This is a genomic window from Solirhodobacter sp., assembly GCF_964715405.1.
Genome location: NZ_CBAICG010000003.1, coordinates 114,047 through 139,494 on the forward strand (window position 1 = coordinate 114,047; position 25,448 = coordinate 139,494).

The following is a 25,448-nucleotide window of genomic DNA, read 5'->3' on the forward strand; positions in this document are numbered from 1 at the left end:
CACCCGCCCTGCCGCGCATGTAGCCGCGAAACAGCGGGCAGGGCGGTCGATGGTGCGGATGGGCGTGGGGATATTCGAGACGGTGAAAACCGTCTTCTACGCGCTCTTGATCGCGGGGATCTTCCGCAGCTTCTTCTTTCAGCCGTTCTGGATTCCCTCGGGCTCGATGAAGGACACGCTGCTGATCGGCGATTTCCTGTTCGTCAACAAGATGGCCTACGGCTATTCGCGCTATTCCTGCCCGCTTGACCTCTGCCCGTTCCCCGGCCGCATCCTCGCCACGTTGCCCAAGCGCGGCGACGTGGTGGTGTTCCATCATCCGGTCAGCGGCGAGGATTACATCAAGCGCCTGATCGGCCTGCCCGGCGACACCGTGCAGATGCGCCACGGGCTGCTTTACCTGAACGGCACCCCGGTCGAGGTGCAACCCGCCGGTACCTTTGCCGAACCGATGCAGCCGCAGGGCCCGGTGGGCACCTTCCCGCGCTGCCAGAATGCGCCGGTGGAGCGTGGTGGCGCCTGCACCAAGACCCGCGATCGCGAGACGCTGCCGAACGGCATGACCCATGATATCCTGAACATCGTGGACGACGGCCCCGCCGACAACACCGAGGTTTTCACCGTTCCGCCGGGCGAGTATTTCTTCATGGGCGACAACCGAGACAACTCCGAAGACAGCCGCTTCCCGCAGCCACAGGGCGTGGGCTTCGTGCCGTTCGAGAACCTGATCGGCCGCGCCGACCGGGTGATGTTCTCCTCGGCCGGGCGCTCGCTGTTTGATCTGTGGCACTGGCGCTGGGGTCGGTTGATGCAGGCGATCGAGTGAAACTGTCCGCCGACCTCCTGGCGTTCGCCGCCCGCATCGGCCACGGCTTTGCCCGGCCCGAACTGCTGGCGCGCGCGGTCACGCATTCCTCGCTGTCGTCATCGTCGCGGCCGGACAACCAGCGGCTGGAGTTTCTAGGCGACCGGGTGCTGGGTCTGGTGATGGCCGAGGCGCTGCTGGCGGCCGACGTCGCGGCCAGCGAGGGGCAGCTTGCGCCGCGCTTCAACGCGCTGGTGCGCAAGGAAGCCTGCGCCGATGTGGCGCGCGAGGTGGCGCTGGGCGAGGTCTTGAAACTTGGCCGATCCGAGATGATGTCGGGCGGGCGGCGCAAGGAGGCGTTGCTGGGCGACGCGATGGAGGCGGTGATCGCCGCCGTCTACCTTGACGGCGGCTTCGACGCGGCGCGCGACTTGGTGCTGCGGCTCTGGGGTGACCGTGTCGCCGGGGTCGAGGCCGACGCGCGCGACGCCAAGACGGCGTTGCAGGAATGGGCGCAGGCGCGCGGGCAGACCCCGCCCGCCTATGCCGAGCTTGGCCGTGACGGGCCCGACCACGCCCCGGTCTTCACCGTCGAGGCACGGCTGGCCAGCGGCGAGACCGAGGCGGCGCAGGCGGGATCGAAACGGCAGGCGGAACAGGCCGCAGCGCGGGCGCTGCTGGACCGGATGGAGAAAAGCAATGGCTGAAGCACACCGGGCCGGATTCGTGGCACTGATCGGCGAGCCCAACGCGGGCAAGTCGACCCTGCTGAACCGCATGGTCGGCGCCAAGGTGTCGATCGTCACCCACAAGGTGCAGACGACCCGCACCCGCATCCGCGGCATCTGCATGGCGGGGTCGGCGCAGATCGTCTTTGTCGATACGCCAGGCCTGTTTCGCCCGCGCCGCAGGCTCGACCGCGCGATGGTGGCTGCGGCCTGGGGCGGGGCGGCGGATGCCGACGTGATCGTGCTGTTGATCGAGGCGCATCGCGGCCTGACCGAAGGCGGCAAGGCGATCATCGAGACGCTGAAGGACCGTATCCCGCAGGGTCAGCCGATCGCGCTGGCGATCAACAAGATCGACAAGGTGAAGGCCGAAACCCTGCTGCGGCTGGCCGAAGAGATGAACGCGGCCTTTCCGTTTGCCAGAACCTTCATGATCTCGGCCGAACGCGGGCATGGGGTGGAAGACCTGAAGGAATGGCTGGCGGCGCAACTGCCCGAACACGCCTGGTTCTACCCCGAGGATCAGATCGCCGACGTGCCGCTGCGCGCCATCGCCGCCGAGATCACGCGCGAAAAACTGACGCTGCGTCTGCACGAGGAACTGCCCTACCAGTTGACGGTGGAAACCGAGAACTGGGAGGACCGTCCGGACGGCTCGACCCGGATTGACCAGATCATCTATGTCGGTCGGGACGGCCACAAGGGCATCGTGCTGGGCCACAAGGGCGAGACGATCAAGAGTATCTCGACCGCCGCGCGGGCCGAGATCGCGGGGTTCCTCGAACGCCCGGTGCACCTGTTCCTGCAAGTGAAGGTGCGCCCGAACTGGGAGGAAGAGGCCGAGCGCTATTCCGAGATGGGGCTGAACTTCAAGGACGGCAACGTCAGGTGAGCCGCCTGACCAGCGCATTCTGGGTGCAGGCCTACCTGACCCGGCTGAGGCTGGCGAACATTCCGGCCTATGTCACCGCGCATGGCGACGATACCGCCGGGGCGGTGCTGGTGAAGCTGGCCACGCTGGACGGCCGCGCCCGCGCGTTTCAGCGCAGCTTCGATCTGATGTCGGGTGCGCGCGCCTGGATGACGCTGGCCGAGGGGCCGGAGGCCGAGGTGGACAGCGCTATCGCCCGCCAGCGAGGCTATGATCCCGACCTCTGGGTGATCGAGGTCGAGGATCGCGCCGGGCGCAGCCTGCTGGAGGAACCGGGCCTCAGTGAATGAGGCCTCTGCGTCGGTGCGCGCGCGGGCCCAGCGCCTTGGCCAAAAGCAGCAGGACGGCCCCGATGACAAGGACCAGCAGGCAAAGACCGGCAACGTGAACGCCGACGCCCGGCCAGCCATAGAGCGAAACGTCAAGAAACGCGTAGGTCGCCTGGCCCGTCAGCATCTCGCGCGTCAGGGCGTAGACCACGTAGGCCACCGGCCAGCCAAGCCAGACCAAGGCGTCGATCGCCCGAAGGTTGTCTCGGCGCGCGAAGCCGAGCCACCAGAGCATCACCAGCAGTGGCACGACCGTGTGCAAGCCCTGATTGGCCCAGAAGGCCAAGCCGAGCGGGGGCACATTCCCGAACGGAAACGCGTGATTGACAAAGGCGACCGCGAGGATTGACACCGTGACCGCGCCCGCACGTCGCGCCGAAACCACCAACCCGGCGAAACCGACAAGGCCCAGAACGGCGGCCACCGCTGCATTCGCCAGCAGGGTGAATGACCCGGCCATCCACCAGGCCACCGGCCAGGGCGTCTGCGCCCCCATCACCCCAGCAGTCATTGTTGCCTGTGCCGTCAACGCAGCCAAGGCCGCCAGCGCAACCAAGCCTGCGAACATTCGTCCAAAGACCGTCATTCACCCTCCCCCGCGCGGTCGCAGGGTGACGGAGCGGGCGGGTTTCAGCAAGCCCCTTGTCGCCGCACGGCGGCGGTGAATAATCGCGCGCATGGAATGGCGGGATCAGGGTGTGCTGCTTTCGGTGCGCGGGCACGGCGAAAGCGCGGCGATCATCGAGGTGTTCACGGCGGAACACGGTCGCCATGCGGGCGTCGTGCGCGGCGGTGCGTCGCGCCGCATCGCGCCGATCCTGCAACCGGGCGCGCAGCTCGACGTGACGTGGCGCGCACGGCTGGACGAGCACATCGGCGCCTTCACGGTCGAGCCGCTGAAAGGCCGCGCCGGGGCGATCCTGTCCGACCGGCGCGCGCTGGCGGGGCTGAACGCGATCACGGCACTGCTTGCCTTCGTGCTGCCGGAACGCGAGTCACATCCCGGCCTCTACGTCCGCTCCATCGCGCTTTTCGATGCGCTGGTCGCAACGGCCGACTGGCCGCTGGCCTATCTGCGGTGGGAACTGCGGCTGCTGGAAGAGATGGGGTTCGGCCTCGATCTGACCTCCTGCGCGGTCACCGGCACACGCGACGATCTGGCCTATGTCAGCCCCCGCAGCGGTCGCGCCGTCAGCCGCGCCGGGGCGGGCGACTGGGCCGACCGTCTCTTGCCGCTGCCGCCCGCGCTGCTGGGTCAGGGGCCCGCCGATGCGGCCGAGATTGCGGCGGGCTTGCGCCTGACCGGGCATTTCCTGGAAACCTGGCTCGCGCCGCAACTGGGCCAGCGGCCCTTGCCCGAGGCGCGGCGCAGGCTGGTCGCGGCGCTCGCCCGCCCCGGTTAGGGCAGGCGTCTGCCCATTTCTTCGGCAAGGGTCGCAAGCGACGCCACCTTGTCGCGCGCGGGGCAGACGCCAGCGCGCGCGCAAGTGCCAATCAGTCCATTCGCAATACAAGTTCCGGGCGATGGCCACACGCCGCATTCCCACCCTTCTGCGCCACGCCACGATCCCAAGGGTCGAGGGCTTCGCCATGCTCTCGGCCTGGGATGCCGCGATCCGGGGATTGCTGATCTCGATCATGCCGCTGGTCGTCTATGACTCGCTCGGCAGTGCCGCGCAGGAATCGCGGCTCTATTTCTTCATCGGCCTGTGCTCGCTGTCGACCGGGCTGATGGTGCCCTGGCTCAGCCGGTATATCCCGCGCCGCTGGATGTATACGCTGGGCAGCCTGTCCTACATGGTCGGCATGTCGCTGGCGATCCACGGCGGCACGGTCGAGATCGGCTTTGCGCTTCTGTTCAATACGCTCGGCACCGTCACCGTCTTTGTCTGCCTCAACGCCTATGTGCTGGACTACGTGGCCCGCGCCGATCTGGGCCGCTGCAATTCCCGGCAGATGCTGTTCAGCGCGGCGCCGTGGTCGATCGGCCCGGTGCTGGGGGTCTGGCTGCACGCCTGGTGGACGCCCGCGCCCTTCATCCTGGGCGTCGTCTTCGCCTGCCTTCAACTGGGCACCTTCTGGTATCTGCGGCTTGGCAACGGCAAGGCCATCAGCCGCACCAAGGGGCGCGCGCCCAACCCGCTTGCCTATCTCGGGCCATTCTTCGCGCAGCCGCGGCTTGTGGTGGGCTGGGGCTTCGCGGTGATCCGGTCCTGCGGCTGGTGGGTCTATGTCGTCTATCTGCCGATCTTCTGTGTGCAGCAGGGGCTTGGCAACGATGTGGCGGGGATCGCGCTGTCGATCTCGAACGCGATGCTGTTCACCACGCCGTTCATGCTGCGTTTCGTGCAAAGGGCCAGCGTGCGCGTTGCGGTGACGACGGCGTTCATCTGCTGCGGCAGCATCTTCACGCTTGCCACCCTGCTGTCGCCGCTGCCCTGGGTTACCTTCGGGCTGATGATGGCGGGGTCGGTGTTTCTGGTGCTGCTGGACGTGTCGGCGGGGCTGCCGTTCCTGATGGCGGTCAAACCCTCGCAGCGCACCGAGATGGCCGCCGTCTATTCCAGCTTTCGCGATGTCTCGGGCATCCTCACGCCGGGGGTGGCCTGGCTTGTGCTGCTGGTCGCGCCGGTGGCGGCGGTGTTTGCGGCCTCGGGCGCGGCCCTCCTGGGGGCGGCGGCGCTGGCGGCGCGACTCCACCCGCGGCTGGGCGCGGCGCGGCCCTCGCACGGGGCAGAGCCGCGCAGCCTTCACGCCGGGGAATAGTTCATTTCACCAGGCCGTTTTCGACCAGGAACCGCGCCGTGTCGCGGATGCTGTCAGCCGCGTCGATGAAGTTGATCCCCATCTCGGACCGCGCGCGCAGGTTCGAGATCTCGTCGCGGCGGCCAAGGCCGGGCAGGATCGAGCGGATCGCCGGATCGAACAGCGACAGCGCCCGCAAGACGAAATTCGGCGCAACGTGGCGGGTGATGCGACGGTCCGGATATTCGGCGGCAATGATCGCGGCGATGTCCTTGAACCACAGGAACCGGTCCGCCGCGATGTAGCGCCGCCCCGCCGTCTCGGGCCGTTCCAGGGCGCGCAGATGCATCTCGGCCACGTCGCGCACATCGACGATGCCAAAGCCGAAGTTCGGCAGCATCGGGTCTTTCGCCGCCAGCACCCGCTCGACGATGCTGACCGACGATCCGAAGTGGCGGTCCAGCGGCGGACCGATCACCACCACCGGGTTGATCGTCGTCAGGGCCATCCCGGGCGCGCCCTGCACGAAATCCCATGCCGCGCGCTCGGCCAGGGTCTTGGATTTGACATAGGGCGTGGCGGTGGCGTCGGCGACGTCGGTCCAGTCGTCTTCATCCATGACCGGCTTGGTGACCGAAGGCGCGTGGTAGGCGACCGCGGCGACCGATGACGTCAGCACCACGCGGGCGATCCCCGCCGCCCGTGCCGCCCGCAACGCCCGCAACGTGCCGTCCACCGCCGGGCGGATCAACTCGGCTTCATCCTTGGGCTGAGCGATCGGAAAGGGCGAGGCGGTATGCACCAGCGCCTCCGCCCCCGCGCAAGCTTCGGCCCAGCCCGCGTCCTGGATCAGATCGAGGGTGACGAACCGCAGCCGGTCCTGCGCCGCCGGGTCGGACAGGTGCGGCGCCACCGCCGCGCGCACCTCGGCCTCGCGCGCTGGGCTGCGCAGCGATCCGGTGACGGTATGGCCCGCGTTCAGCAGCCGCAGCAGGATGTGTTTGGCGATGAAGCCGGAGGCTCCGGTCAGCAGGACGCGTTGGGGGGCTGTCATCGGCATCTCCTCGGGGGTGCCCGTGTCAACTAGGGCGCCGCCGGGATGATTCAAAGGGCCGGAAGGTCAGTCCAGCAGCCGCCGTGCGATCACCTGGGCTTGAATCTCCGCCGCGCCCTCGAAGATGTTCAGGATGCGCGCATCGCACAGGATGCGGCTGATGCGGTATTCCAGCGCGAAACCGTTGCCGCCATGGATCTGCAAGGCGTTGTCGGCCGCCGCCCAGGCGACGCGAGCGCCCAGCAGCTTGGCCATCCCGGCCTCCAGATCGCAGCGCTTGTCGTGGTCCTTCTCCCAGGCCGCGCGGTAGGTCAACTGGCGCGCGATCATGATCTCGACCGCCATCATCGCCAGCTTGCCCGCCACGCGCGGGAATTCGATCAGCGACTTGCCGAACTGTTTACGGTCTTCGGCATACTGCAGCCCGGTTTCCAGCGCCGACTGCGCCACCCCCACCGCCCGCGCGGCGGTCTGGATGCGCGCGCTTTCGAAGGTTTGCATCAGTTGCTTGAAGCCCTGCCCCTCGACCCCGCCCAGCAGGTTTTCGCCCTTCACGGCAAAGCCGTCAAAGCCAAGCTCGTATTCCTTCATGCCGCGATAGCCCAGCACCCCGATCTCGGTGCCGGTCATGCCTTGGCTGGGGAAGGGGTCGGCCTCGGTGCCGGGGGTCTTTTCGGCAAGGAACATCGACAGCCCGCGCCAGTCGGTGGAATTCGGATCGGTGCGCGCCAGCAGCGTCATCACATGCGCGCGGGCGGCATGGGTGATCCAGGTCTTGTTGCCGGTCACCTGCCAGTCGTCGCCCGCCTTCACCGCGCGGGTGCGGAGGGAGCCAAGGTCGGACCCGGTGTTGGGCTCGGTGAAGACCGCGGTGGGCAAGATCTCGGCGCTGGCGATGCGTGGCAGCCAATGCGCCTTCTGCGCCTCGGTGCCACCGCACAGGATCAGTTCGGCCGCAATCTCGCTGCGCGTGCCCAGCGAGCCGACGCCGATGTAACCGCGCGACAATTCCTCGCTGACCACCACCATCGACGCCTTCGACAGGCCAAGGCCGCCGTATTTCTCGGGGATGGTCAGCCCGAACACGCCCATCTCGGCCAGCGTGTCGATGATTTCCATCGGGATCAACTCGTCCCTCAGGTGCCAGCCCTGGGCGAAGGGGATCACGCGCTCGTCGGCGAAACGGCGGAACTGGTCGCGGATCATCTCCAGTTCCTCGTCGAGCCCGGTCGCGCCGAAGGTCGCGCGGCCGTGGTTTTCGCGCATCAGACCGGCCAGTTGCATCCGGGCGGCGGCGGTGTTGCCCCGGGCCATCAGGGTCGCCGCCGCCGCGCTGGTGGGGCCGGGGGGAAGCCCGAGATCTTGCAACCTTGCGACCTCACCCTGGCTCATCGGGATGCCGCCCGCGATCTGGGCAAGGTATTCGCCAAAGCCGATCTGCACGATCAGCGCCTCGATCGCGCCAAAGCTGCCCGCGCCCTGCAAGCGCAGCGCCCAGTCCTGCAAAGCTGAAAGCGCCTCGGCATAGGTCGCGATCCAGGCCGCGGCATGGGCGGCGAACTGCTCGGTTTCCAGCGCCGATGCCGAGACCCGGCCGTCGGGTGCCACCCGCGCCCGCAGCGCCGCGACGGCGCCCTCGCGCAGGGCCAGCACCTCGGGCAGAGCCGCGCCGGTCAGCGCCAGAAGGTCGGGAAGCATCGCGGTCACGGGCGTCGCGCCCCCATCATGCGCCATGAGTCGGCTCCTTGCTGCAGTCGCATCGTGATACGGCCTTCGCAATTGCAGCGCAATAATAATTCGTAAGAGTGGCCAAGCAAGACTGAAAGTGTCGCGCCAGATTCCCGCTGCGCTGCCCTGAACAGCAGGCTACAACGCCCTGACCGCAGAGGGCGCGCAATGTTCGGGATGCAGCCACAGATCGTCATGGCCGTCGTTGCCATCACCCTCTTCGCCAGCTTCGTGAAGGGCGCGGTGGGCTTCGCGATGCCGATGATCATGATCTCGGGTCTCGCCTCGATCCTCCCCGCGCACGAGGCGCTGGCGGCGCTGATCGTGCCAACCGTGGTCACCAACCTGTTCCAGGCCTTCCGGCAGGGCTGGCGCGCGATGATCGCCTCGATGCGCGACTGGTGGCGGCTGATCGGCACCACCTGCCTGTTCATCGCGCTGTCGTCGCAACTCGTGCTGCTGATCCCGCAACCGCTGCTGATGGGCGCCCTCGGCGTGCCGATCGTGATCTTTGCCGTCACCCAGCTTCTGGGCCTGCAACCCGTCTTCCACGCCCGCAACCGCGCGCTGGCCGAGGTGCTGACCGGCGCCGTTGGCGGGTTCTATGGTGGCCTCTCGGGCGTCTGGGGCCCGCCGACCAGCGCACTCCTGCTGTCGCTCGGCGTCGAGAAGCGCGAGAATGTGCGGGTGCAGGGCGTGGTCTATCTGATCGGCGCGCTGGTGCTCTTTGCGGGCCACCTCGCCTCGGGCGTGCTGAACGCGCAGACGCTGCCGCTGTCGGTCGCGCTGGTGCTGCCGTCGCTCATCGGGCTCTGGGCTGGCTTTCGCCTGCACGACCGGCTCGACCCCGCCCGCTTCCGGCGCTGGACTCTGGTGATCCTCGCCGTCAGCGGGCTGAACCTGATCCGGCGGGCGATTTCCATGTGAGAATGGGCACCCGACCGGATGCCCATTCTTCTTGGCGAAAATATTCCGGGGGTGCCGGGGCAGGGCCCCCGCGACCGCGTTCAGCCGATCGCCGCCGCCTTCACGTCCGCGTCGATGTAGGGCACATACTGCGCGAAGTTGTTGGCGAACATCGTCACCAGTTTCTTCGCCTGCGCGTCATAGGCCGCACCATCCGCCCAGGTCTGGCGCGGGTCGAGCAGTGCGGCATCGACGCCCGGAAGCGCCACCGGCACCTCGAACCCGAAGTTCGGATCCTTGCGGAACTTCACGCCCGCGAGCGAGCCATCCAGCGCCGCCGTCAGCAGGGCGCGGGTCGCCTTGATCGGCATCCGCTTGCCCACGCCATAGGCGCCGCCGGTCCAGCCGGTGTTGACCAGCCAGCAGGTCACGCCGTGGCGGGCGATCTTCTCTTGCAGCAATTTGCCGTAGACCTCGGGGCGGCGCGGCATGAAGGGGGCGCCGAAGCAGGTCGAGAAGGTCGGCTGCGGTTCCGTCACGCCCTGTTCCGTGCCCGCGACCTTCGAGGTGAAGCCCGACAGGAAGTGGTACATCGCCTGCGCCGGGGTCAGCCGCGCGATCGGCGGCAGCACCCCGAAGGCGTCGCAGGTCAGCATGATGACATTCTTCGGATTGCCGCCCAGCGCCGAGGGCGAGGCGTTGGAGATGTAGCTCATCGGGTAGGCGCAACGGGTGTTGGCGGTCAGACTGGCATCGTCGAAGTCGAGCTTCAGCGTTTCCGGGTCGAACACCATGTTCTCCACCACCGTCGCGAACTTGTGGGTGGTGGCGTAGATTTCGGGCTCATGCTCGGCCGAAAGGTTGATCGTCTTGGCGTAGCAGCCGCCCTCGAAGTTGAAGACACCGGTATCCGACCAGCCATGTTCGTCATCGCCGATCAGCGTGCGCGAGGGGTCGGCCGACAGCGTGGTCTTGCCGGTGCCCGACAGGCCGAAGAACACCGCCGTCTGCTCCATCTCGTCATGCGCGTGGTTGGCCGAACAGTGCATCGGCATCACGCCCTTGGCGGGCAGGATGTAGTTCAGCAGCGTGAACACCGCCTTCTTGTTCTCGCCCGCATAGGCGGTGTTGCCGATCAGGATCAGCTTCTTCTCGAAATTCAGCGCGATCACGGTTTCGCTGCGGCAGCCGTGGCGGGCGGGGTCGGCCTTGAAGCCGGGGCAGTTGATGATGGTGAACTCGGGCACGAAGCTTTGCAGCTCCGCCATCCCGGGGCGGCGCAGCAGGTGGCGGATGAAAAGCCCGTGCCAGGCCAGTTCGCTGACCACCCGCACATCCAGCCGGTGCGCCGGGTCGGCGCCAGCGTAAAGATCCTGCACGAAGTAATCGCGCCCGGCCATGTGGGCGATCATGTCGGCATAGAGCCGGTCGAACGGCTCCGGTGCCATCGGCGCATTGTTTTCCCACCAGATCGTGTTTTCCACGGCCGGGGAGCGCACCACATGCTTGTCTTTCGGCGAGCGGCCGGTGTGGCTGCCGGTGGACACCAGAAACGCGCCGCCGATACCCAGGGTGCCTTCGTCGCGCTTCAGCGCCGCTTCGACCAGCGCGGGTTCGAGCAGGTTGTAATAGACCCCCCCCAAGCCGGTGATGCCCTGGTGTTTCAGGCAATGCGAAGGATTCACGTGTCCGTGGTTCATGTGCAAGCTCCGAAGCCGTCCGCGCGGCTGGTTCGTTCCGTGGGGCAACGCCAGGGGCCAATCCGGCGCCGGATGGGTCTTATCGGACCCGTCCCGTTCGCTATAACACGCCCGATCTGCAAAGGAACAGAAGGGTTTACGGGCGTTAGCGCAACCATCTTGCGTTTGGCGGACCCGCGCCGAAACTTTAGCGCAACCATCACCGACAGGTGAGGCAAATTAGTCATTAGTTGAAGAATTTAGCGTCTGCTGAGACGGCTTGGCAGGGTGATTCGCAGTTATCAGTTGATTCCAAAGGGCAAAAAACGGAAACTGTGGCAAAAAGCAGGCAATGAGAGCAGAGCAAGGATTACAGGCATGTCGAGGATTGCGCTCGTCGACGACGACAGGAATATCCTGACGTCGGTTTCCATGACCCTTGAGGCAGAAGGGTTCGAGGTTGAGACCTATAACGACGGCCAGACCGCGCTGGACGCGTTCACCAAGCGAATGCCGGACATGGCGGTGCTCGACATCAAGATGCCGCGCATGGACGGGATGGACCTGTTGCAGCGGCTGCGCCAGAAAAGCGCCGTCCCGGTGATCTTCCTGACCTCGAAGGACGATGAGATCGACGAGGTTCTCGGGCTTCGCATGGGGGCCGACGACTACGTCAAGAAGCCCTTCTCGCAGCGCCTGCTGGTCGAACGCATCCGCGCCCTGTTGCGGCGGCAGGACGCCATCGCCACCGGCGAGGTCGGCATCTCCGAAGAAAACAAGGTGATGGAGCGTGGCAGCCTGACAATGGACCCGCTGCGCCACGCGGTGATCTGGAAGGGCCGGGAAGTCTCGCTGACGGTGACCGAGTTCCTGCTGTTGCAGGCGCTGGCACAGCGGCCGGGCTTCGTGAAAAGCCGCGACCAGTTGATGGACATCGCCTACGACGATCAGGTCTACGTCGACGACCGCACCATCGACAGCCACATCAAGCGGCTGCGCAAGAAGATGCGGACGGCCGACGCGGAGTTTTCGGCCATCGAAACGCTGTATGGCATCGGCTATCGTTACAACGAAGAATGAGCATCGCGTCCCGGTTCGACATGGGCAACTCCCCCAAACGCCCCAAGGCCGAGGTCCTTCTGGGCGAGGATTGGGTCACGCCCGAGACCGACAGCGAAGGCGCCGCGAGGCCGCGGCGTGCTGGTGTCGCGCATCTGAACCGCTCGCCGCTGGCGCGCAAGATCATCACGTTCAACCTCGTCGGCCTGATCCTGCTGGTCGCCGGGGTGCTCTACCTCAACCCGTTCCGTGACAGCCTGGTGATTCAGCATGAACGCGGACTGGTGGCGGAAAGCCGACTGATCGCGGACGGACTGGCCGTCCGGCTGGCGGCCGCGGGCGGCCCTGCCGAACTTGGCGCCACGCTCGACCAGATGGACCTGTCACCGGGGCTTGAGGTCTTTGTTTTCGATCCCACCGGGGCGCGCGTCGCGACTGCGGTCGGCAAGCCAGACCCCGGCGCCGAAGGCGTGCTCTCGCGGCCGCGCAGCACGGTGATGACCGATTTCCTCAACGCGGTCTGGGACGGCATCGCCCATCTGGTGGCAACCGGACCGGTGCCGGAAAAGGCGAGCTCCTCCGAGGACATCCTGCGCGGCCTGCTGCCTGCGGCAGGCGCGGGCCAGACCCAAGTCGAGACGGCGATGGACCCTGCGGGCCGCGCGATCTTCACCGTGGCAGTGCCGATCCGGCAGGCGGGCGGAACGATCGTCGGCGTGCTTGGCGTCGCCAGTGCCGCGGGCGAGATCGACCAGCTGGTGCGCAACGAGCGCGAGCAGGTGCTGCAGATGTTCGTGATCGCGATCCTCGTCTCGATCGGGCTCAGCCTCGTGCTGGCCTCCACCATCGCCAACCCGCTGTCCGACCTTGCCGCGGCGGCGGAATTGGGGCGTGACAAGAACGCGCGCAAGATGAGCCCCAGCCGTGTGCGCATCCCCGATCTTGCCGCCCGCCCGGACGAGATCGGCCGCCTGTCGGTGGCGATGCGCGGCATGGTTGCGGCACTTTACGACCGGATCGACGCCAACGAACAATTCGCCGCCGACGTGGCGCACGAGATCAAGAACCCGCTGGCCAGCCTGCGTTCGGCCGTCGCCTCGATGCGCATGACCAAGCGTGAGGACCACCGCGAAAAGCTGCTGGCGGTGATCGAGCATGACGTGCGGCGGCTCGACCGTCTGGTCAGCGACATCTCCAACGCCTCGCGGCTCGACAGCGAGCTGGTGAAGGAAGAGGAGGAAGAGTTCAACCTGCTCAAGACGATCTCCAACATCACCGAGCATCTGGGTCAGGAGGCGGCGGCAAAGAATGTGGATTTCATCACCGACCTGCCGCCCGAGCCGATCATCATACAGGGGCTGGAGGGGCGGCTGGCCTAGGTCTTCGTGAACCTGATCACCAACGCGATCTCGTTCTGCGAAGAGGGCGACGCCGTGCGCGTCTGGGCCCGAAAGCGCGAAAACCGGGTGCTGGTGGTGGTCGAGGATACCGGGCCGGGCATCCCCGAGCAGGCGCTGACCAAGGTGTTCAAGCGGTTCTATTCGGAACGCCCGCCGGGCCAGTTCGGCGACCATTCCGGTCTGGGCCTCGCCATCTCCAAGCAGATCGTCGAGGCGCATGGCGGGGTGATCTGGGCCGAGAACATCCGCCCGACCGACGCCGATCCGACCTCGGACCCGCTCGGCGCCCGCTTCGTCGTGGGTCTGCCGGTGTGAGTGGCGGGCCCGCAAACGACTTGCCGCCGGAAGAGACCATCCTGCATGCCTCCTGCGTTTCCCTCGATGGCAAGGGCGTGCTCATCATGGGCCGATCCGGCAGCGGCAAGTCGGCGCTTGCGCTGGCGCTGATGGCCTTCGGCGCGCGACTGGTGTCGGACGACCGGACCCATCTGCACGGCGAGGGCGAGGCGGTGATTGCGGAAGCACCCGCCACCCTGTCTGGGCTGATCGAGGCGCGCGGCCTTGGCATCCTGCGCGCCGATCCGGAGAGTTCAGCCATTGTCGTCGTTGCGGTGGACCTCGACCGACCCGAAACCGAGCGGTTGCCGCCGCATCGGCGGATCACGCTGCTCGGCCGCGAAATCGCTCTGGTTCACGGTCATGGCATCGCCTCTTTGCCTGCGATGCTGCTGCAGTATCTTCATGGGGGGCGTGCGGCGTGAAAAAGGCAACCTGATGCGACTGACGGCGGCCGGACATCGCGTGGTGCTGGTCACCGGCCCCTCGGGCGCCGGGCGGTCGACCGCGATCCACTGTTTCGAGGATCTGGGGTTCGAGGCGATCGACAACCTGCCGCTGTCGCTGGTGCCGCGCCTGCTGGAAGGGCCGCCGCTGCCGCGGCCGATCGCGCTGAGCATCGACGTGCGCAACCGCGATTTCAGCACTGCGGCGGCGATCGCACTGATCGACCGGCTGATCGCCGCGCCCGAGGTCGATTCGGAGGTGCTCTATCTGGACTGCGCGCCCATGGAACTGGAGCGGCGCTACGCCCAGACCCGGCGACGCCATCCGCTTTCCCCGGTCGAGCCCGCCGCCGAGGGAATCGGGCGCGAGATCGACCTGCTGGCCCCGGTGCGTTCCCGGGCGGACGTGCTGATCGACACCACGGAAATGTCGCCGCATGACCTGCGCACCGAGATCGGCCGCTGGTTCGACCGGGGCACCGGCCTGCGGCTTGCCGTTTCGGTGCTGTCGTTCTCCTTTCGCCGGGGTGTGCCGCGCGGCGCCGATCTGGTGTTCGACACACGCTTCCTGCGCAACCCGCACTGGGACGAGGCGCTGCGCGCCAAGGACGGGCGTTCGCCCGACGTGGCGGCGTTCGTCGAATCCGATGGCCGGTTCGCGGAATTCTTCCGGTTGCTCTGCGAGATGGTGCTCTTGATGCTTCCCGCGCAGGTCGAAGAGGGCAAGGCTCACCTTGCGATTGCATTCGGGTGTACCGGAGGGCAACACCGGTCGGTTGCCGTTGCGGAAAAACTCGCCGGGGTTCTTGCAGCGGCCGGATGGCAGGTATCTAAACGGCACTTGGAACTGGAACGCCGGGTCGGATGACGCCGGTTCAACGGCAAGGTGGCGAGGCGTGATCGGAATCGTGATCGTCGCACATGGCGGATTGGCGCGGGAATACCTCTCGGCGGTGGAGCATGTCGTGGGCAAACAACCCGGGATTCGGACCGTCGCCATCGAGGACGACCACGACCGGATCGCCAAGCAGCGCGAAATCTGCGAGGCGGCGGACGAGGTGGACGCGGGCTCGGGCGTGGTGGTGGTGACCGACATGTTCGGCGGCTCGCCGTCGAACCTCAGCCTGCGGGCCTGCGCGGCCTCGGACCGGCGCATCGTCTACGGAGCAAATCTGCCGATGCTGGTCAAGCTGGCCAAATCGCGCGACAAGACGGTGGTCGATGCAGTGGCCTGCGCGCTCGAAGCCGGGCGCAAGTACATCAACAGCATCGACCTTGGCTCGGGGCAGGAAACCTGATGACAGACAGGGTGTTGCGCATCATCAACGAAAAGGGCCTGCATGCCCGCGCTTCGGCGAAGTTCGTCGAGGTGGTGGAGGCGCATGACGCCGCCGCACAGGTCAGCCGCGACGGGATGACCGTGTCGGGCGATTCCATCATGGGGCTTTTGATGTTGGCAGCGTCGCGCGGAACCTCTATTGAAGTGCGGACCAGCGGGGCCGAGGCCGACAAGCTGGCCGATGCGCTCCAGGCGCTTCTGGCGGATCGGTTCGGCGAGGAATTCTGACGCGGGCGCTGCAGCGCCTTTGGGGACCGTTTGCCGGTGAACGACCACACTGCACAACCTTCGCGCTTTGTCGGCGACCCCGACTACAAACCGTATGACAAGCGGCGGCTGTCCTATGGCGGCACGTTCACCGACCCCTGGAAGGCCAACTCCATCCGCGCGCTGGAGTGGATGACGGGCAAGCTGACCCTTCTGCGGCTGATCCGCCGGTTCGAGGCGCAAGGCCCCGCCCGCGGCCCGGAGTTCTGGGAGCGCGTGCTGCGGGTGATGCGGATCGACTTGCAGACGCCGCCCGAACAGATTGCCCGCATTCCGAAAACCGGCCCGGTGGTGGTGGTGGCCAACCACCCGCACGGGCTGGTCGACGGGCTGGTGATGGGCCGCATGGTCGGACTGGTGCGGCCGGATTTCAAGATCCTGACCCGCTCGCTGCTGACCGGCATCGAAGAGATCTCCTACAACATGGTGCCGGTGCCCTTCCCGCATGAGGATGGCGCGCTGGAAAAAGGCCTGGAGATGCGCCGCATCGCGATGGACCATCTGCGCGACGGCGGCGTGGTGATCCTGTTCCCCTCCGGTGCGGTGGCGACCTCGGAAACCTGGTTCGGCCCGGCGGTCGAGGCGGAATGGAATCCGTTTACCGCGAAGATGATCCTGAAGAGCAACGCGGTGGTGCTGCCGATCCACTTCCGCGGCCAGAACTCGCGCTGGTACCAGATCGCGAACAAGCTTTCGCCCACCGTGCGGCAGGGGTTGTTGCTGCATGAGGTCGCCTATGCGCTGAACAAGCCGCAGGCCCCGATCATCGGCGCGCCGATCGGGCGTGACGAGATCGCGAAATGGTCGGGCAATCCGCGCGGCTTCATGGCCTGGCTGCGCGAAACGACGCTGGCGCTGGGCGACGGCTGAGCCGTTACAGGAACATCACTTGAGGGGACCGGGGCGCGGTGGCATGGTCGGGCGAGCGCCGGCCCCCAAGGCGTTGTGGGGTTGATCCCGTTGCGCTCGGGGGTGCATAAGCGGCGATCCGCATCCGAAAAGACCCAGCCATGACCCGCGCCGACCCGAACCTGCCGATCCTGACCCCGACCCATCCCGCGCCCGAGTCGTTTTCCACCGCCAGCGCGGCCGTCGACCGGCTGCAATCGCTCTATGACGAGGCGACCGGGTTCCTGGTCCAGCGGTTCTCGGCCGCGGTCACCGAGGGCCGCCCACCCGCCCGCTTTCGCGCCTTCTACCCCGAGATCCGGTTGAGCGTGACCAGTTTCGTGAAGGCCGACAGCCGGTTGAGCTTTGGCCACGTCACCCAGCCGGGCACCTATTCGACGACCGTCACCCGGCCCGACCTGTTCCGCAACTATCTGGAACAGCAGATCGACCTCTTGTTGAAAAGCCACGGCGTGCCGGTGACGATCGGCATTTCCACCACGCCGATCCCGGTGCATTTCGCAGTGGCGGGCCACCCCGATGTGAACGTCCCGCAAGAGGGCGTGCTCGACTTTTCGCTGCGCGACATCTTCGACGTGCCGGACCTCTCGACCACCAACGATGACATCGTCAACGGGGCGCGCCTGACCCATGCCGACGGGTCGTCGCCGCTGGCGCCGTTCACCGCGCAGCGGGTGGATTATTCGCTCGCCCGGCTGAGCCACTATACCGCGACCGATGCCGAGCATTTTCAGAACCACGTCCTGTTCACCAACTACCAGTTCTATGTCGATGAGTTCGAGGCCTACGCCCGCGCGGCGCTGGCCGATCCGGCCAGCGGCTACACCGCCTTCGTGGCCCCCGGCAACGCCCAGATCGTGACCGCGGATGAGCTTCTGACGGCCTCCGGCAAGACGCCGCAGATGCCCGCCTACCACCTGAAACGGCCGGGCGGGCAGGGCATCACGCTGGTCAACATCGGGGTGGGGCCGTCGAACGCCAAGACCGCCACCGACCACATCGCGGTGCTGCGGCCCCATGCCTGGCTGATGGTCGGCCACTGCGCCGGGCTGCGCAACAGCCAGAGCCTGGGCGATTTCGTGCTCGCCCATGCCTATCTGCGCGAGGATCATGTCCTGGACGCCGATCTGCCGGTCTGGGTACCGATCCCGGCGCTGGCCGAGATTCAGATCGCCTTGCAGGACGCGGTGCAGGAGGTCACGCAGTTGGAAGGCTACGAGTTGAAGCGCATCATGCGCACCGGTACCGTGGCCACCATCGACAACCGCAACTGGGAGCTTCGTGACCAGTCCGGCCCGGTGCACCGGCTCAGCCTGTCGCGCGCCATCGCGCTCGACATGGAGTCCGCCACCATCGCCGCGAACGGCTTCCGGTTCCGGGTGCCCTACGGCACGCTGCTGTGTGTTTCCGACAAGCCGCTGCATGGCGAGTTGAAGTTGCCGGGCATGGCGACCGAGTTCTACCGGACCCAGGTCGCGCGGCATTTGCAGATCGGCGTGCGGGCGATGGAGCGGCTGCGCGACATGCCGCTGGAACGCATCCACAGCCGCAAGCTGCGCAGCTTTGAGGAAACCGCCTTCCTCTAGGGGGCAGTTTCGCGCGGAATCAGCCGAAATCGCTTGATTTGCGCGGCAAAAACCTGTGTAGCGGGGCCATTCGCCCGATGGGGCAGGCAAAGACCTCGCAACAAGCGAGGCAGGATCCGAGGAAACAGAGATGTCCAAACCGATGACCAAGACCCAGCTTGTGGCCGCGATTGCCGAAGCGACGGGTTCCGACAAGAAATCCGCCAGTGCAACGCTGGACGCCATCGCCGAAATCGTCACCCGCGAAGTGGTTGCCGGCGGCACCGTGACGCTGCCCGGCGTTGGCAAGATCACCTGCCGCGCCCGCCCGGAACGCCAGGTCCGCAACCCGGCCACCGGCGAGCAGATCAGCAAGCCGGCCGACAAGGTGGTGAAGATCGCCGTTGCCAAGGCGCTGAAAGACAGCGTGAACGGCTAGGCCGATCGGCTTGCGCCCGCGGCTCCGGGCCGTGTAGGGTCGCCTTCCGGCGGCCCTTTTCGTTTGGCCCGCGACCCTCCGGAGGACGGCATGGACCTGCGCGCAATCGGAATGGGGCTGGCCTTTGCCTTCATGTGGTCCTCGGCGTTCACTTCGGGGCACATGATCGTCGCCGCGGCGCCGCCGCTTTACGCGCTGGCAATCCGGTTCCTGATCGCCGGGATGATCGGGGTGTCGATTGCCGCGGCGTCGGGGCAGAAGATCAACCTGACCCCGCTGCAATGGCGCGCCACGTTCCTGTTCGGCCTGTGCCAGAACGCGCTTTACCTCGGCCTTTATTTCGTGGCGATGCAGACCGTTGATGCCTCGCTGGCCTCGATCATCGCCTCGACCATGCCGCTGGTGGTGGCGCTTGCGGGCTGGTTCTGGTTCGGCGAGCGGGTGAAGCCGCTCGGGGTGGCCGGGCTGGTGGCGGGGTTCATCGGGGTCACGGTGATCATGGCCTCGCGGCTGTCGGGCGGCGGCCTCGGGCACGGGGTGATCCTGTGCGGTCTGGGCGTGCTGGCGCTGGCCTTCGCCACGCTGACGGTGCGGGGCGCGTCCTCGGGCGGCAACCTGCTGATGATCGTCGGCTTGCAGATGTTCGTCGGCGCCGCCGTGCTGGGTGTCACCGCCGTGGCGACCGAGGTCTGGGTGGTGCACTGGAGCCTGCAACTGGTGCTGGCCTTCGTCTACACCACGCTGGTGCCGGGGCTGCTGGCGACCTGGGTCTGGTTCAAGCTGGTCAACCGCATCGGCGCGGTGCGGGCGGCGACGTTCCACTTCCTGAACCCGTTCTTCGGCGTTCTGGTCGCTTCGGTGATGCTGCACGAAAAGCTCGGCCCGACCGACCTGCTGGGCGTCGCCATCATCGCGGGCGGCATCCTTGCGGTGCAGGTGTCAAAACAGGCACCAAGACCAGCTCTGCGCTGACAGCTTCGTGACACACGCATCCGTCACGCGGGTTCGCGCGTAGCCATGTCATACCGGGGGCATCCCGTTCCCTGAGTGAGCGCATGACCCTGATCCTTGCCTTTGCCGCCGGCTTGCTGACCCTGATCAATCCCTGCGTGCTGCCGGTGCTGCCGCTGGTGCTGGCCGCGTCGTTGCAGGCCAGCCGCCTTGGCCCGCTGGCGCTTGCGGCGGGGCTGAGTGCGGCCTTCGTCACGGTGGGCCTGACGCTGGGCCTTGCCGGGGCGGCGCTGGGGCTGACGGATGAGGCGGTCGCTCAGGCGGGGGCGCTGGCGCTGACGGGCTTCGGGCTGCTGCTTGTGATCCCCGCCGCCAATCGCGGCTTTGCCTTCGCTACCACCGGGATCGGCAGCCGCGCCGACCGCGGCATCGACCGCATCGGGCCGGGTGGCGCCGGGCGGCAGTTCCTCGGCGGCCTGCTGCTGGGCGCGGTGTGGAGCCCCTGCGTCGGCCCGACGCTGGGCGGGGCGCTGGCGCTGGCCGCGCAGGGCCGCGACCTGCTGGCCGCCGGGGCGACGATGGCGGCCTTCGCGCTGGGCGTGTCGAGCGTGATCCTTGCGCTGGGCTACGGCGCCCGCGCCGCGATCCGGCGCCATCAGAGCTGGCTGCGGGCGCTGGCCGGGCGGGCGAAGCCGATCACCGGCCTGGTGTTCCTCACCGTCGGGGTGGTGCTGCTGACCGGCCTGCACCACCGGGCCGAGGCCTGGCTGATTTCCGTCCTGCCCGCCTGGCTGCAGGATCTTTCCGTTGCGATATGATCAAGGAGACGAGCAATGAACAGACGCGACTTCCTGACCCTGACCGCCGCCGTGACACTGGTCGCGCCGTTGTCGGCGGTGCGCGCGCGTGCCGCGGCGCCGGTGCCTTTCAGGCCGGGGCTGGTGCAGGACGAACTGGCCCAGGGCAAGACCGCCTTCGTCGCCTTCCACGCGACCTGGTGCGGCACCTGCGCCGCGCAGACGCGGGTGATGGACAAGCTGCGCGCGGCGAACCCGGCCTATGGTCTGGCGATCAGCTTCGTCGTGGTCGACTGGGACAGCTACCGCGATGACGCCTTCACCAAGGGGCTGAAGGTCACCGACCGCGCCACGCTTGTGGTCCTCAAGGGCGACAAGGAGCTTGGCCGCCTGAACTGGGAAACCGGCGAGGCGAAGATCAAGGCGCTGATGGATATCGCGCTGACGGCCGCGACGGCCTGACCCGGTTCAGCCGATCCGGCCGCGCTGGCCGCCGGTCTGGCCCCGGTCGAGCAGCAGGTGGTCGAGGATGACGCAGGCCATCATCGCCTCGCCCACCGGCACGGCGCGGATGCCCACGCAGGGGTCGTGGCGGCCCTTGGTGACCACCTCGGCCTCTTGCCCGCTGACGGTGATCGAGCGGCGCGGGGTCAGGATGGAAGACGTGGGTTTCACCGCGAAGCGCACCACCACATCCTGCCCGGACGAGATGCCGCCAAGGATGCCGCCCGCGTGGTTGGTGAGGAACCGGGGGCCGTCGGGGCCCATCTCGATCTCGTCGGCGTTGTCCACGCCCGTCAGGGCGGCGGCACCCATGCCCTCGCCGATCTCGACCCCCTTCACGGCGTTGATCGACATCATCGCGGCGGCAAGGTCCGAATCGAGCTTGCCGTAGATCGGCGCGCCGAGGCCCGCGGGCACGCCCGAGGCCACCACCTCGACCACCGCGCCGACCGAGTTGCCGGATTTGCGCAGGTCGTCGAGATATGCCGCCCAGTCGGCGGCGGCATTGGCATCGGGCGCCCAGAACGGGTTGCGCTCGATCTCGGCGGCGTCAAAGCGGCTACGGTCGATGATGTGGCGGCCCATCTGCACCATGTAGCCGGTGATCTTCACCTGTGGCGCCAGCACGGCCAGCGCGGCCCGCGCGACGCCCCCCGCCGCCACCCGCGCCGCCGTTTCGCGCGCCGAGGACCGGCCGCCGCCGCGCGGATCGCGGATGCCGTATTTCTGCCAGTAGGTGATGTCGGCATGGCCGGGGCGAAATTTCTGCGCGATGTCGCCGTAGTCATTCGACCGCTGGTCGGTATTCTCGATCATCAACTGAATCGGCGTGCCGGTCGTGCGCCCCTCGTAGGTGCCCGACAGGATGCGCACCGCATCGTCTTCACGCCGCTGGGTGGTGTATCTGTTCTGCCCCGGCTTGCGGCGATCGAGCCAGGGCTGGATGTCGGCCTCGCTCAACGCCACGCCGGGCGGGCAGCCATCCACCGTGCAGCCAAGTGCCGGCCCGTGGCTTTCGCCCCAGGTGGTGACGCGGAACAAGTGGCCGAAGGTGTTCAGGCTCATGGGCGGGCTCCTTTGCCCTCGCGGTCTAGCGGGGGCAGGGGGTTGCCTCAAGAGGTTTCCCTTGCGCAGCCGATCGGCCGCGCTATGTTCCCCCTCACCTCGGGGTGCTCGCAAGGGCTGAGATGTCGCAAGACGAACCCGTCGAACCTGAACCGGTTAAGACCGGCGGAGGGAAGGTAGAGGATCAGCCTCCAACCCGACCCCGCCCGTCGCATTTGGAGGATGACATGAAGGTTTCCCTGATTGCTGCGGGTCTCATCGCTCTGGGCACGCTTGCCCAGGCCGAGACTCCGACGTTGACGATCTACACCTACGACAGTTTCATCGCCGACTGGGGCCCCGGCCCGGCGGTGAAGAAGGCGTTCGAGCCGATCTGCCACTGCACGCTGAACTTCGTCGGCACCGGCGACGGCGCGGCGCTGCTGTCGCGCATCAAGCTGGAGGGCGCCCATACCAAGGCCGACGTGGTGCTTGGCCTCGACACCAGCCTGACGGCGGATGCCGCGGCGACCGGCCTCTTCGCGCCGCATGGCGTGCTGCCGAAGCTTGACCTGCCGGTGGCCTGGACCGATCCGACCTTCGTGCCCTTCGACTGGGGCTGGTTCGCCTTCGTCTATGACAAGACCAAGGTGCCGACCCCGCCGACCAGCTTCACCGAACTGGCGAAGACCAACCTGAAAGTGGTGATCGAGGATCCGCGGTCGTCCACCCCCGGCCTCGGCCTCTTGTACTGGGTGAAGGACGCCTACGGCGACAAGGCGGGTGAGGTCTGGAAGAGCCTCGCGCACAACATCCTGACCGTGACGCCCTCGTGGGACGAGGCCTATGGCATGTTCACCAAGGGCGAGGCCGACATGGTGCTGTCCTACACCACCTCGCCGGCCTACCACCTGATCGAGGAGAAGGACGCGACCAAGGCCGCCGCCCCCTTCACCGAGGGGCATTACATGCAGGTCGAGGTGGCGGCCAAGCTGACGGGCTCGCCCAATCAGGCGCTGGCGGATCAGTTCCTGGCCTTCATGCTGACCGATGCGTTCCAGTCGGTGATCCCGGAAACCAACTGGATGTATCCGGCGATCACGCCGAAGGACGGGCTGCCCGCCGGGTTCGACACGCTGATCACCCCGGCGAAGTCGCTGCTCTACCCGGCGGACGAGGCGAAGACCCTGCGCGATGGCGCGCTGGCCGAATGGCAGTCCGCGCTCAGCAAGTGACGCAATGGGCGGGGGGCGCGGTTGCCGCGCTTCTTGGCCTCTTGACCCTCGGCACGCTCGCCGCCGTGGCGCTGCGGGCCGGGGGCGGCGTCATGCTGTCGGCCGCCGACCTTGGGGCGCTGCGCTTCACGCTGGAACAGGCGGCGCTGTCGGCGGCGCTGTCGGTCGGGCTGGCGGTGCCGGTGGCGCGCGGCCTGGCGCGGCGGCGGTTCCCCGGCCGTCGGCTTCTGGTCACGCTGATGGGGGCGCCGTTCCTGCTGCCGGTGATCGTCGCGGTGTTCGGCCTGCTGGCGCTGTTCGGGCGGCACGGCCTGCTGAACCTCGCACTGGCGGTTCTGGGCCTGCCGCAGGTCACGATCTACGGTTTTCATGGCGTGGTGCTGGCGCATGTCTTCTTCAACCTGCCGCTGGCGGTCCGGCTGCTGATGCAAGGCTGGCGGGCGATTCCCGCCGAACGCTTCCGCCTTGCCGCCGCGCTCGGCTTCACCCCCACCGACGTCGCGCGGCTGATCGAGCGGCCGATGCTGCGCGCCGTGCTTCCGGGCGCCACGCTGGCGATCTTCCTCGTCTGCCTCAGCAGCTTCGCGGTGGCGCTGACACTGGGCGGCGGCCCGGCGGCAACGACGGTGGAACTGGCGATCTACCAGGCGTTCCGGTTTGACTTCAACCTTGGCCGCGCCGCGCTGCTGGCCACGGCCCAGTTCGTGCTCTGCGGCGCCGCGACGCTGATCGCCTTGCGTGTCGGCCTGCCCGCCACCGAGGCGCCCGGCCTCGACCGCCCGGTAGAGCGGTGGGATGCCGGAAGCCGCCTTCTGCGCCTGCAGGACGCCACCCTGATCACGCTCGCCGCCCTGTTCCTGCTGGTCCCGCTCGCCCTCGTGGTGGCGGACGGAGTGCCGGGGGTCTTCGCGCTGCCCGCCCCGGTCTGGGTTTCGGCGCTGCGCTCGCTTGCTGTCGCGCTGGCCTCGGCGGCGCTTTGCGGCGGCATGGCGCTGGTGCTGGCACTGGCCCGCACCGCCAGCGGAAGGGCGGTCTTCGATCTGGCGGGGATGCTGCCGCTGGTCGCCTCGCCGCTGGTGCTGGGCACCGGGCTCTTTCTGCTGATCAACCCGGTCGCCGATCCGGCGGCGTTGGCGCTGCCGGTGACGGCGCTGGTCAACGCCACGATGGCGCTGCCGTTCGCGCTCAGGGCGCTGCAACCGGCGCTGAACCGGATCGAGGCGACCTACGGGCGGCTGGCCGACAGCCTTGGCCTGACCGGATGGGCGCGGCTGCGACTGCTGATCCTGCCGCGGCTGCGCGGCCCGCTGGGGTTCGCGCTCGGGCTGGCGGCGGCGCTCTCGATGGGCGATCTCGGCGTCATCGCGATCTTCTCCGGGCCCGGGGGCGCGACGCTGCCCTTGCAGGTCTACCGCCTGATGGGCGCCTATCGCATGGCGCAGGCCTCCGGTGCGGCGCTTCTGCTGCTGGGGCTCAGCCTCGGCCTGTTCTGGCTGTTCGACCGCGGAGGGCGCGCCGATGCTGACGCTTGAGGGGTTGCGCATCGCGCTTCCCGGTTTCACCCTCACGGCCAACCTGACGGTGCCCGAAGGCGCCCGCGTCGCGGTCATCGGCCCCTCGGGCGCGGGAAAGTCGACGCTGCTGGCCGCCATCGCCGGGTTTCAGCCGCTGGCCGCCGGGCGCATCCTGTGGGCCGGGCGCGACCTTGCCCCGCTCGCTCCCGGCCAACGGCCGATCAGCATCCTGTTTCAGGACAACAATCTCTTTCCGCACCTCACCGCCGAACAGAACGTCGGCCTCGGCCTTCGCCCCGATCTGCGATTGTCCGGGGCCGAGCGGGATCGGGTCGCCACCGCGCTCGGCCGGGTCGGCCTTGCCGGGTTCGCGGCCCGCAAGCCGGGGGCGCTGTCCGGGGGCCAGCAAAGCCGCGTTGCGCTTGCGCGCGTCCTGCTGCGTGCCCGGCCTCTGCTGCTGCTGGATGAGCCGTTTTCGGCGCTCGGCCCGGCGCTAAAGGCCGAGATGCTTGCGCTGGTGCGCGAGATTGCCACCGAAAGCGGCGCAACGCTGCTGATGGTCACCCATGACCCGCGCGATGCCGAGCGGATCGCCGAACAGACCATCCTCGTCGCCGAGGGCCGTGCCGCGCCGCCCCGGCCCACCGCCGCGCTTCTTGCCGATCCGCCACAAGCCCTGCGCGACTACCTCGGCACATGAAAACGCGCCCCGTGGGGCGCGCTTTCCGATTTCTTCTT

Annotated in this window: 26 protein-coding genes, 1 pseudogene and 1 riboswitch; of the genes and pseudogenes, 22 read left to right on the forward strand and 5 right to left on the reverse strand. The window is 67.7% G+C overall.

Going from position 1 to position 25,448, the window contains the following annotated elements; all coding sequences use genetic code 11:
• Positions 1–49 precede the first annotated feature (49 nt).
• The 4 genes from lepB to AC11WY_RS02205 are packed head-to-tail and all read left to right on the forward strand — an operon-like array spanning position 50 to position 2,754.
• Positions 50–826: a signal peptidase I gene (lepB, locus tag AC11WY_RS02190; RefSeq protein ID WP_482922080.1), complete on the forward strand. Its 777-nt coding sequence runs from the start codon at positions 50–52 to the stop codon at positions 824–826.
• Positions 823–1,512, forward strand: a complete 690-nt coding sequence (gene rnc, locus AC11WY_RS02195) for a ribonuclease III (protein ID WP_482922082.1) — start codon at positions 823–825, stop codon at positions 1,510–1,512. The genes lepB and rnc overlap by 4 nt, the downstream gene beginning before the upstream one ends.
• Entirely contained in the window at positions 1,505–2,425 is a 921-nt protein-coding gene (gene era, locus AC11WY_RS02200) for a GTPase Era (protein ID WP_482922084.1), read from the forward strand. The genes rnc and era overlap by 8 nt, the downstream gene beginning before the upstream one ends.
• Positions 2,422–2,754: a DUF1491 family protein gene (locus AC11WY_RS02205; protein ID WP_482922086.1), complete on the forward strand. Its 333-nt coding sequence runs from the start codon at positions 2,422–2,424 to the stop codon at positions 2,752–2,754. The genes era and AC11WY_RS02205 overlap by 4 nt, the downstream gene beginning before the upstream one ends.
• Here AC11WY_RS02205 and AC11WY_RS02210 read toward each other — a convergent pair.
• Positions 2,744–3,304 (reverse strand): Pr6Pr family membrane protein, encoded by a 561-nt coding sequence (locus AC11WY_RS02210; protein ID WP_482922088.1) that lies wholly within the window; start codon positions 3,302–3,304, stop codon positions 2,744–2,746. The two genes, AC11WY_RS02205 and AC11WY_RS02210, sit on opposite strands and share 11 nt — an antisense overlap.
• Before the next feature lie 166 nt (positions 3,305–3,470).
• Here AC11WY_RS02210 and recO point away from each other — a divergent pair, with 166 nt between their 5' ends.
• Positions 3,471–4,196, forward strand: coding sequence for a DNA repair protein RecO (gene recO / locus AC11WY_RS02215; protein ID WP_482922090.1), 726 nt, complete (start codon positions 3,471–3,473; stop codon positions 4,194–4,196).
• A gap of 121 nt (positions 4,197–4,317) precedes the next feature.
• A complete protein-coding gene (locus AC11WY_RS02220) occupies positions 4,318–5,559 on the forward strand; it encodes an MFS transporter (RefSeq protein ID WP_482922092.1) in 1,242 nt (413 codons plus the stop codon).
• 1 nt (position 5,560) lies between these two features.
• Here the strand turns inward: AC11WY_RS02220 and AC11WY_RS02225 are convergent, their stop codons facing one another.
• Complete coding sequence (locus AC11WY_RS02225; protein ID WP_482922094.1) at positions 5,561–6,592, reverse strand: NAD-dependent epimerase/dehydratase family protein; 1,032 nt, start codon at positions 6,590–6,592, stop codon at positions 5,561–5,563.
• 66 nt (positions 6,593–6,658) lie between these two features.
• Complete coding sequence (locus AC11WY_RS02230) at positions 6,659–8,326, reverse strand: acyl-CoA dehydrogenase family protein (RefSeq protein ID WP_482922096.1); 1,668 nt, start codon at positions 8,324–8,326, stop codon at positions 6,659–6,661.
• 162 nt (positions 8,327–8,488) lie between these two features.
• On the opposite strand from AC11WY_RS02230, the gene AC11WY_RS02235 reads away from it, so the two are divergent.
• Positions 8,489–9,247, forward strand: a complete 759-nt coding sequence (locus AC11WY_RS02235; protein WP_482922098.1) for a sulfite exporter TauE/SafE family protein — start codon at positions 8,489–8,491, stop codon at positions 9,245–9,247.
• A gap of 80 nt (positions 9,248–9,327) precedes the next feature.
• Here AC11WY_RS02235 and AC11WY_RS02240 read toward each other — a convergent pair whose 3' ends face one another.
• The gene (locus tag AC11WY_RS02240) at positions 9,328–10,926 is read right to left on the reverse strand and encodes a phosphoenolpyruvate carboxykinase (RefSeq protein WP_482922100.1); all 1,599 of its coding nucleotides are present in this window, start codon (positions 10,924–10,926) and stop codon (positions 9,328–9,330) included.
• Positions 10,927–11,283: 357 nt separating this feature from the next.
• Between AC11WY_RS02240 and AC11WY_RS02245 the strand changes: the two genes are divergently transcribed.
• From AC11WY_RS02245 to AC11WY_RS02300, 12 genes and pseudogenes are all read left to right on the forward strand, one after another.
• Positions 11,284–11,985 (forward strand): response regulator transcription factor, encoded by a 702-nt coding sequence (locus AC11WY_RS02245; RefSeq protein ID WP_482922102.1) that lies wholly within the window; start codon positions 11,284–11,286, stop codon positions 11,983–11,985.
• Positions 11,982–13,679: pseudogene (locus AC11WY_RS02250) on the forward strand (sensor histidine kinase). The gene AC11WY_RS02245 and the pseudogene AC11WY_RS02250 overlap by 4 nt, the downstream one beginning before the upstream one ends.
• A gap of 20 nt (positions 13,680–13,699) precedes the next feature.
• Positions 13,700–14,125 carry an HPr kinase/phosphorylase gene (locus AC11WY_RS02255; RefSeq protein ID WP_482922104.1) on the forward strand — a complete coding sequence of 142 codons (426 nt, stop codon included), beginning with the start codon at positions 13,700–13,702 and terminating at the stop codon, positions 14,123–14,125.
• 13 nt (positions 14,126–14,138) lie between these two features.
• On the forward strand, positions 14,139–15,014 hold the full coding sequence (rapZ, locus tag AC11WY_RS02260; RefSeq protein WP_482922106.1) for an RNase adapter RapZ: 876 nt from the start codon (positions 14,139–14,141) through the stop codon (positions 15,012–15,014).
• A 28-nt stretch (positions 15,015–15,042) separates the two neighbouring features.
• Positions 15,043–15,444, forward strand: a complete 402-nt coding sequence (locus tag AC11WY_RS02265) for a PTS sugar transporter subunit IIA (protein ID WP_482922108.1) — start codon at positions 15,043–15,045, stop codon at positions 15,442–15,444.
• Positions 15,444–15,713, forward strand: a complete 270-nt coding sequence (locus tag AC11WY_RS02270; protein ID WP_482922110.1) for an HPr family phosphocarrier protein — start codon at positions 15,444–15,446, stop codon at positions 15,711–15,713. The genes AC11WY_RS02265 and AC11WY_RS02270 overlap by 1 nt, the downstream gene beginning before the upstream one ends.
• 36 nt (positions 15,714–15,749) lie before the next feature.
• Positions 15,750–16,622 carry a lysophospholipid acyltransferase family protein gene (locus tag AC11WY_RS02275; protein ID WP_482922112.1) on the forward strand — a complete coding sequence of 291 codons (873 nt, stop codon included), beginning with the start codon at positions 15,750–15,752 and terminating at the stop codon, positions 16,620–16,622.
• 140 nt (positions 16,623–16,762) lie between these two features.
• Positions 16,763–18,247, forward strand: coding sequence for an AMP nucleosidase (locus AC11WY_RS02280; protein WP_482922113.1), 1,485 nt, complete (start codon positions 16,763–16,765; stop codon positions 18,245–18,247).
• Positions 18,248–18,377: 130 nt separating this feature from the next.
• The gene (locus AC11WY_RS02285) at positions 18,378–18,665 is read left to right on the forward strand and encodes an HU family DNA-binding protein (RefSeq protein ID WP_482922115.1); all 288 of its coding nucleotides are present in this window, start codon (positions 18,378–18,380) and stop codon (positions 18,663–18,665) included.
• A 90-nt stretch (positions 18,666–18,755) separates the two neighbouring features.
• Entirely contained in the window at positions 18,756–19,637 is an 882-nt protein-coding gene (locus AC11WY_RS02290; protein ID WP_482922117.1) for a DMT family transporter, read from the forward strand.
• An 83-nt stretch (positions 19,638–19,720) separates the two neighbouring features.
• Positions 19,721–20,434 (forward strand): cytochrome c biogenesis CcdA family protein, encoded by a 714-nt coding sequence (locus AC11WY_RS02295; protein ID WP_482922119.1) that lies wholly within the window; start codon positions 19,721–19,723, stop codon positions 20,432–20,434.
• 15 nt (positions 20,435–20,449) lie between these two features.
• Positions 20,450–20,875 carry a thioredoxin family protein gene (locus AC11WY_RS02300; RefSeq protein WP_482922121.1) on the forward strand — a complete coding sequence of 142 codons (426 nt, stop codon included), beginning with the start codon at positions 20,450–20,452 and terminating at the stop codon, positions 20,873–20,875.
• Positions 20,876–20,881: 6 nt separating this feature from the next.
• On the opposite strand, the gene aroC is transcribed toward AC11WY_RS02300, so the two are convergent.
• The gene (gene aroC / locus AC11WY_RS02305) at positions 20,882–21,982 is read right to left on the reverse strand and encodes a chorismate synthase (RefSeq protein ID WP_482922123.1); all 1,101 of its coding nucleotides are present in this window, start codon (positions 21,980–21,982) and stop codon (positions 20,882–20,884) included.
• Between the two features lie 90 nt (positions 21,983–22,072).
• A riboswitch (TPP riboswitch) is annotated at positions 22,073–22,173 on the forward strand.
• Between the two features lie 36 nt (positions 22,174–22,209).
• On the opposite strand from aroC, the gene thiB reads away from it, so the two are divergent.
• From thiB to AC11WY_RS02320, 3 genes are read left to right on the forward strand one after another with little or no spacing between them, the layout of a single operon-like run.
• Positions 22,210–23,196: a thiamine ABC transporter substrate binding subunit gene (gene thiB, locus AC11WY_RS02310; protein ID WP_482922125.1), complete on the forward strand. Its 987-nt coding sequence runs from the start codon at positions 22,210–22,212 to the stop codon at positions 23,194–23,196.
• Positions 23,172–24,728 (forward strand): ABC transporter permease family protein, encoded by a 1,557-nt coding sequence (locus tag AC11WY_RS02315; protein ID WP_482922127.1) that lies wholly within the window; start codon positions 23,172–23,174, stop codon positions 24,726–24,728. The genes thiB and AC11WY_RS02315 overlap by 25 nt, the downstream gene beginning before the upstream one ends.
• Positions 24,715–25,410, forward strand: coding sequence for a thiamine ABC transporter ATP-binding protein (locus tag AC11WY_RS02320; RefSeq protein WP_482922129.1), 696 nt, complete (start codon positions 24,715–24,717; stop codon positions 25,408–25,410). Before AC11WY_RS02315 ends, AC11WY_RS02320 begins: the two co-directional genes overlap by 14 nt.
• Positions 25,411–25,448: the final 38 nt, after the last annotated feature.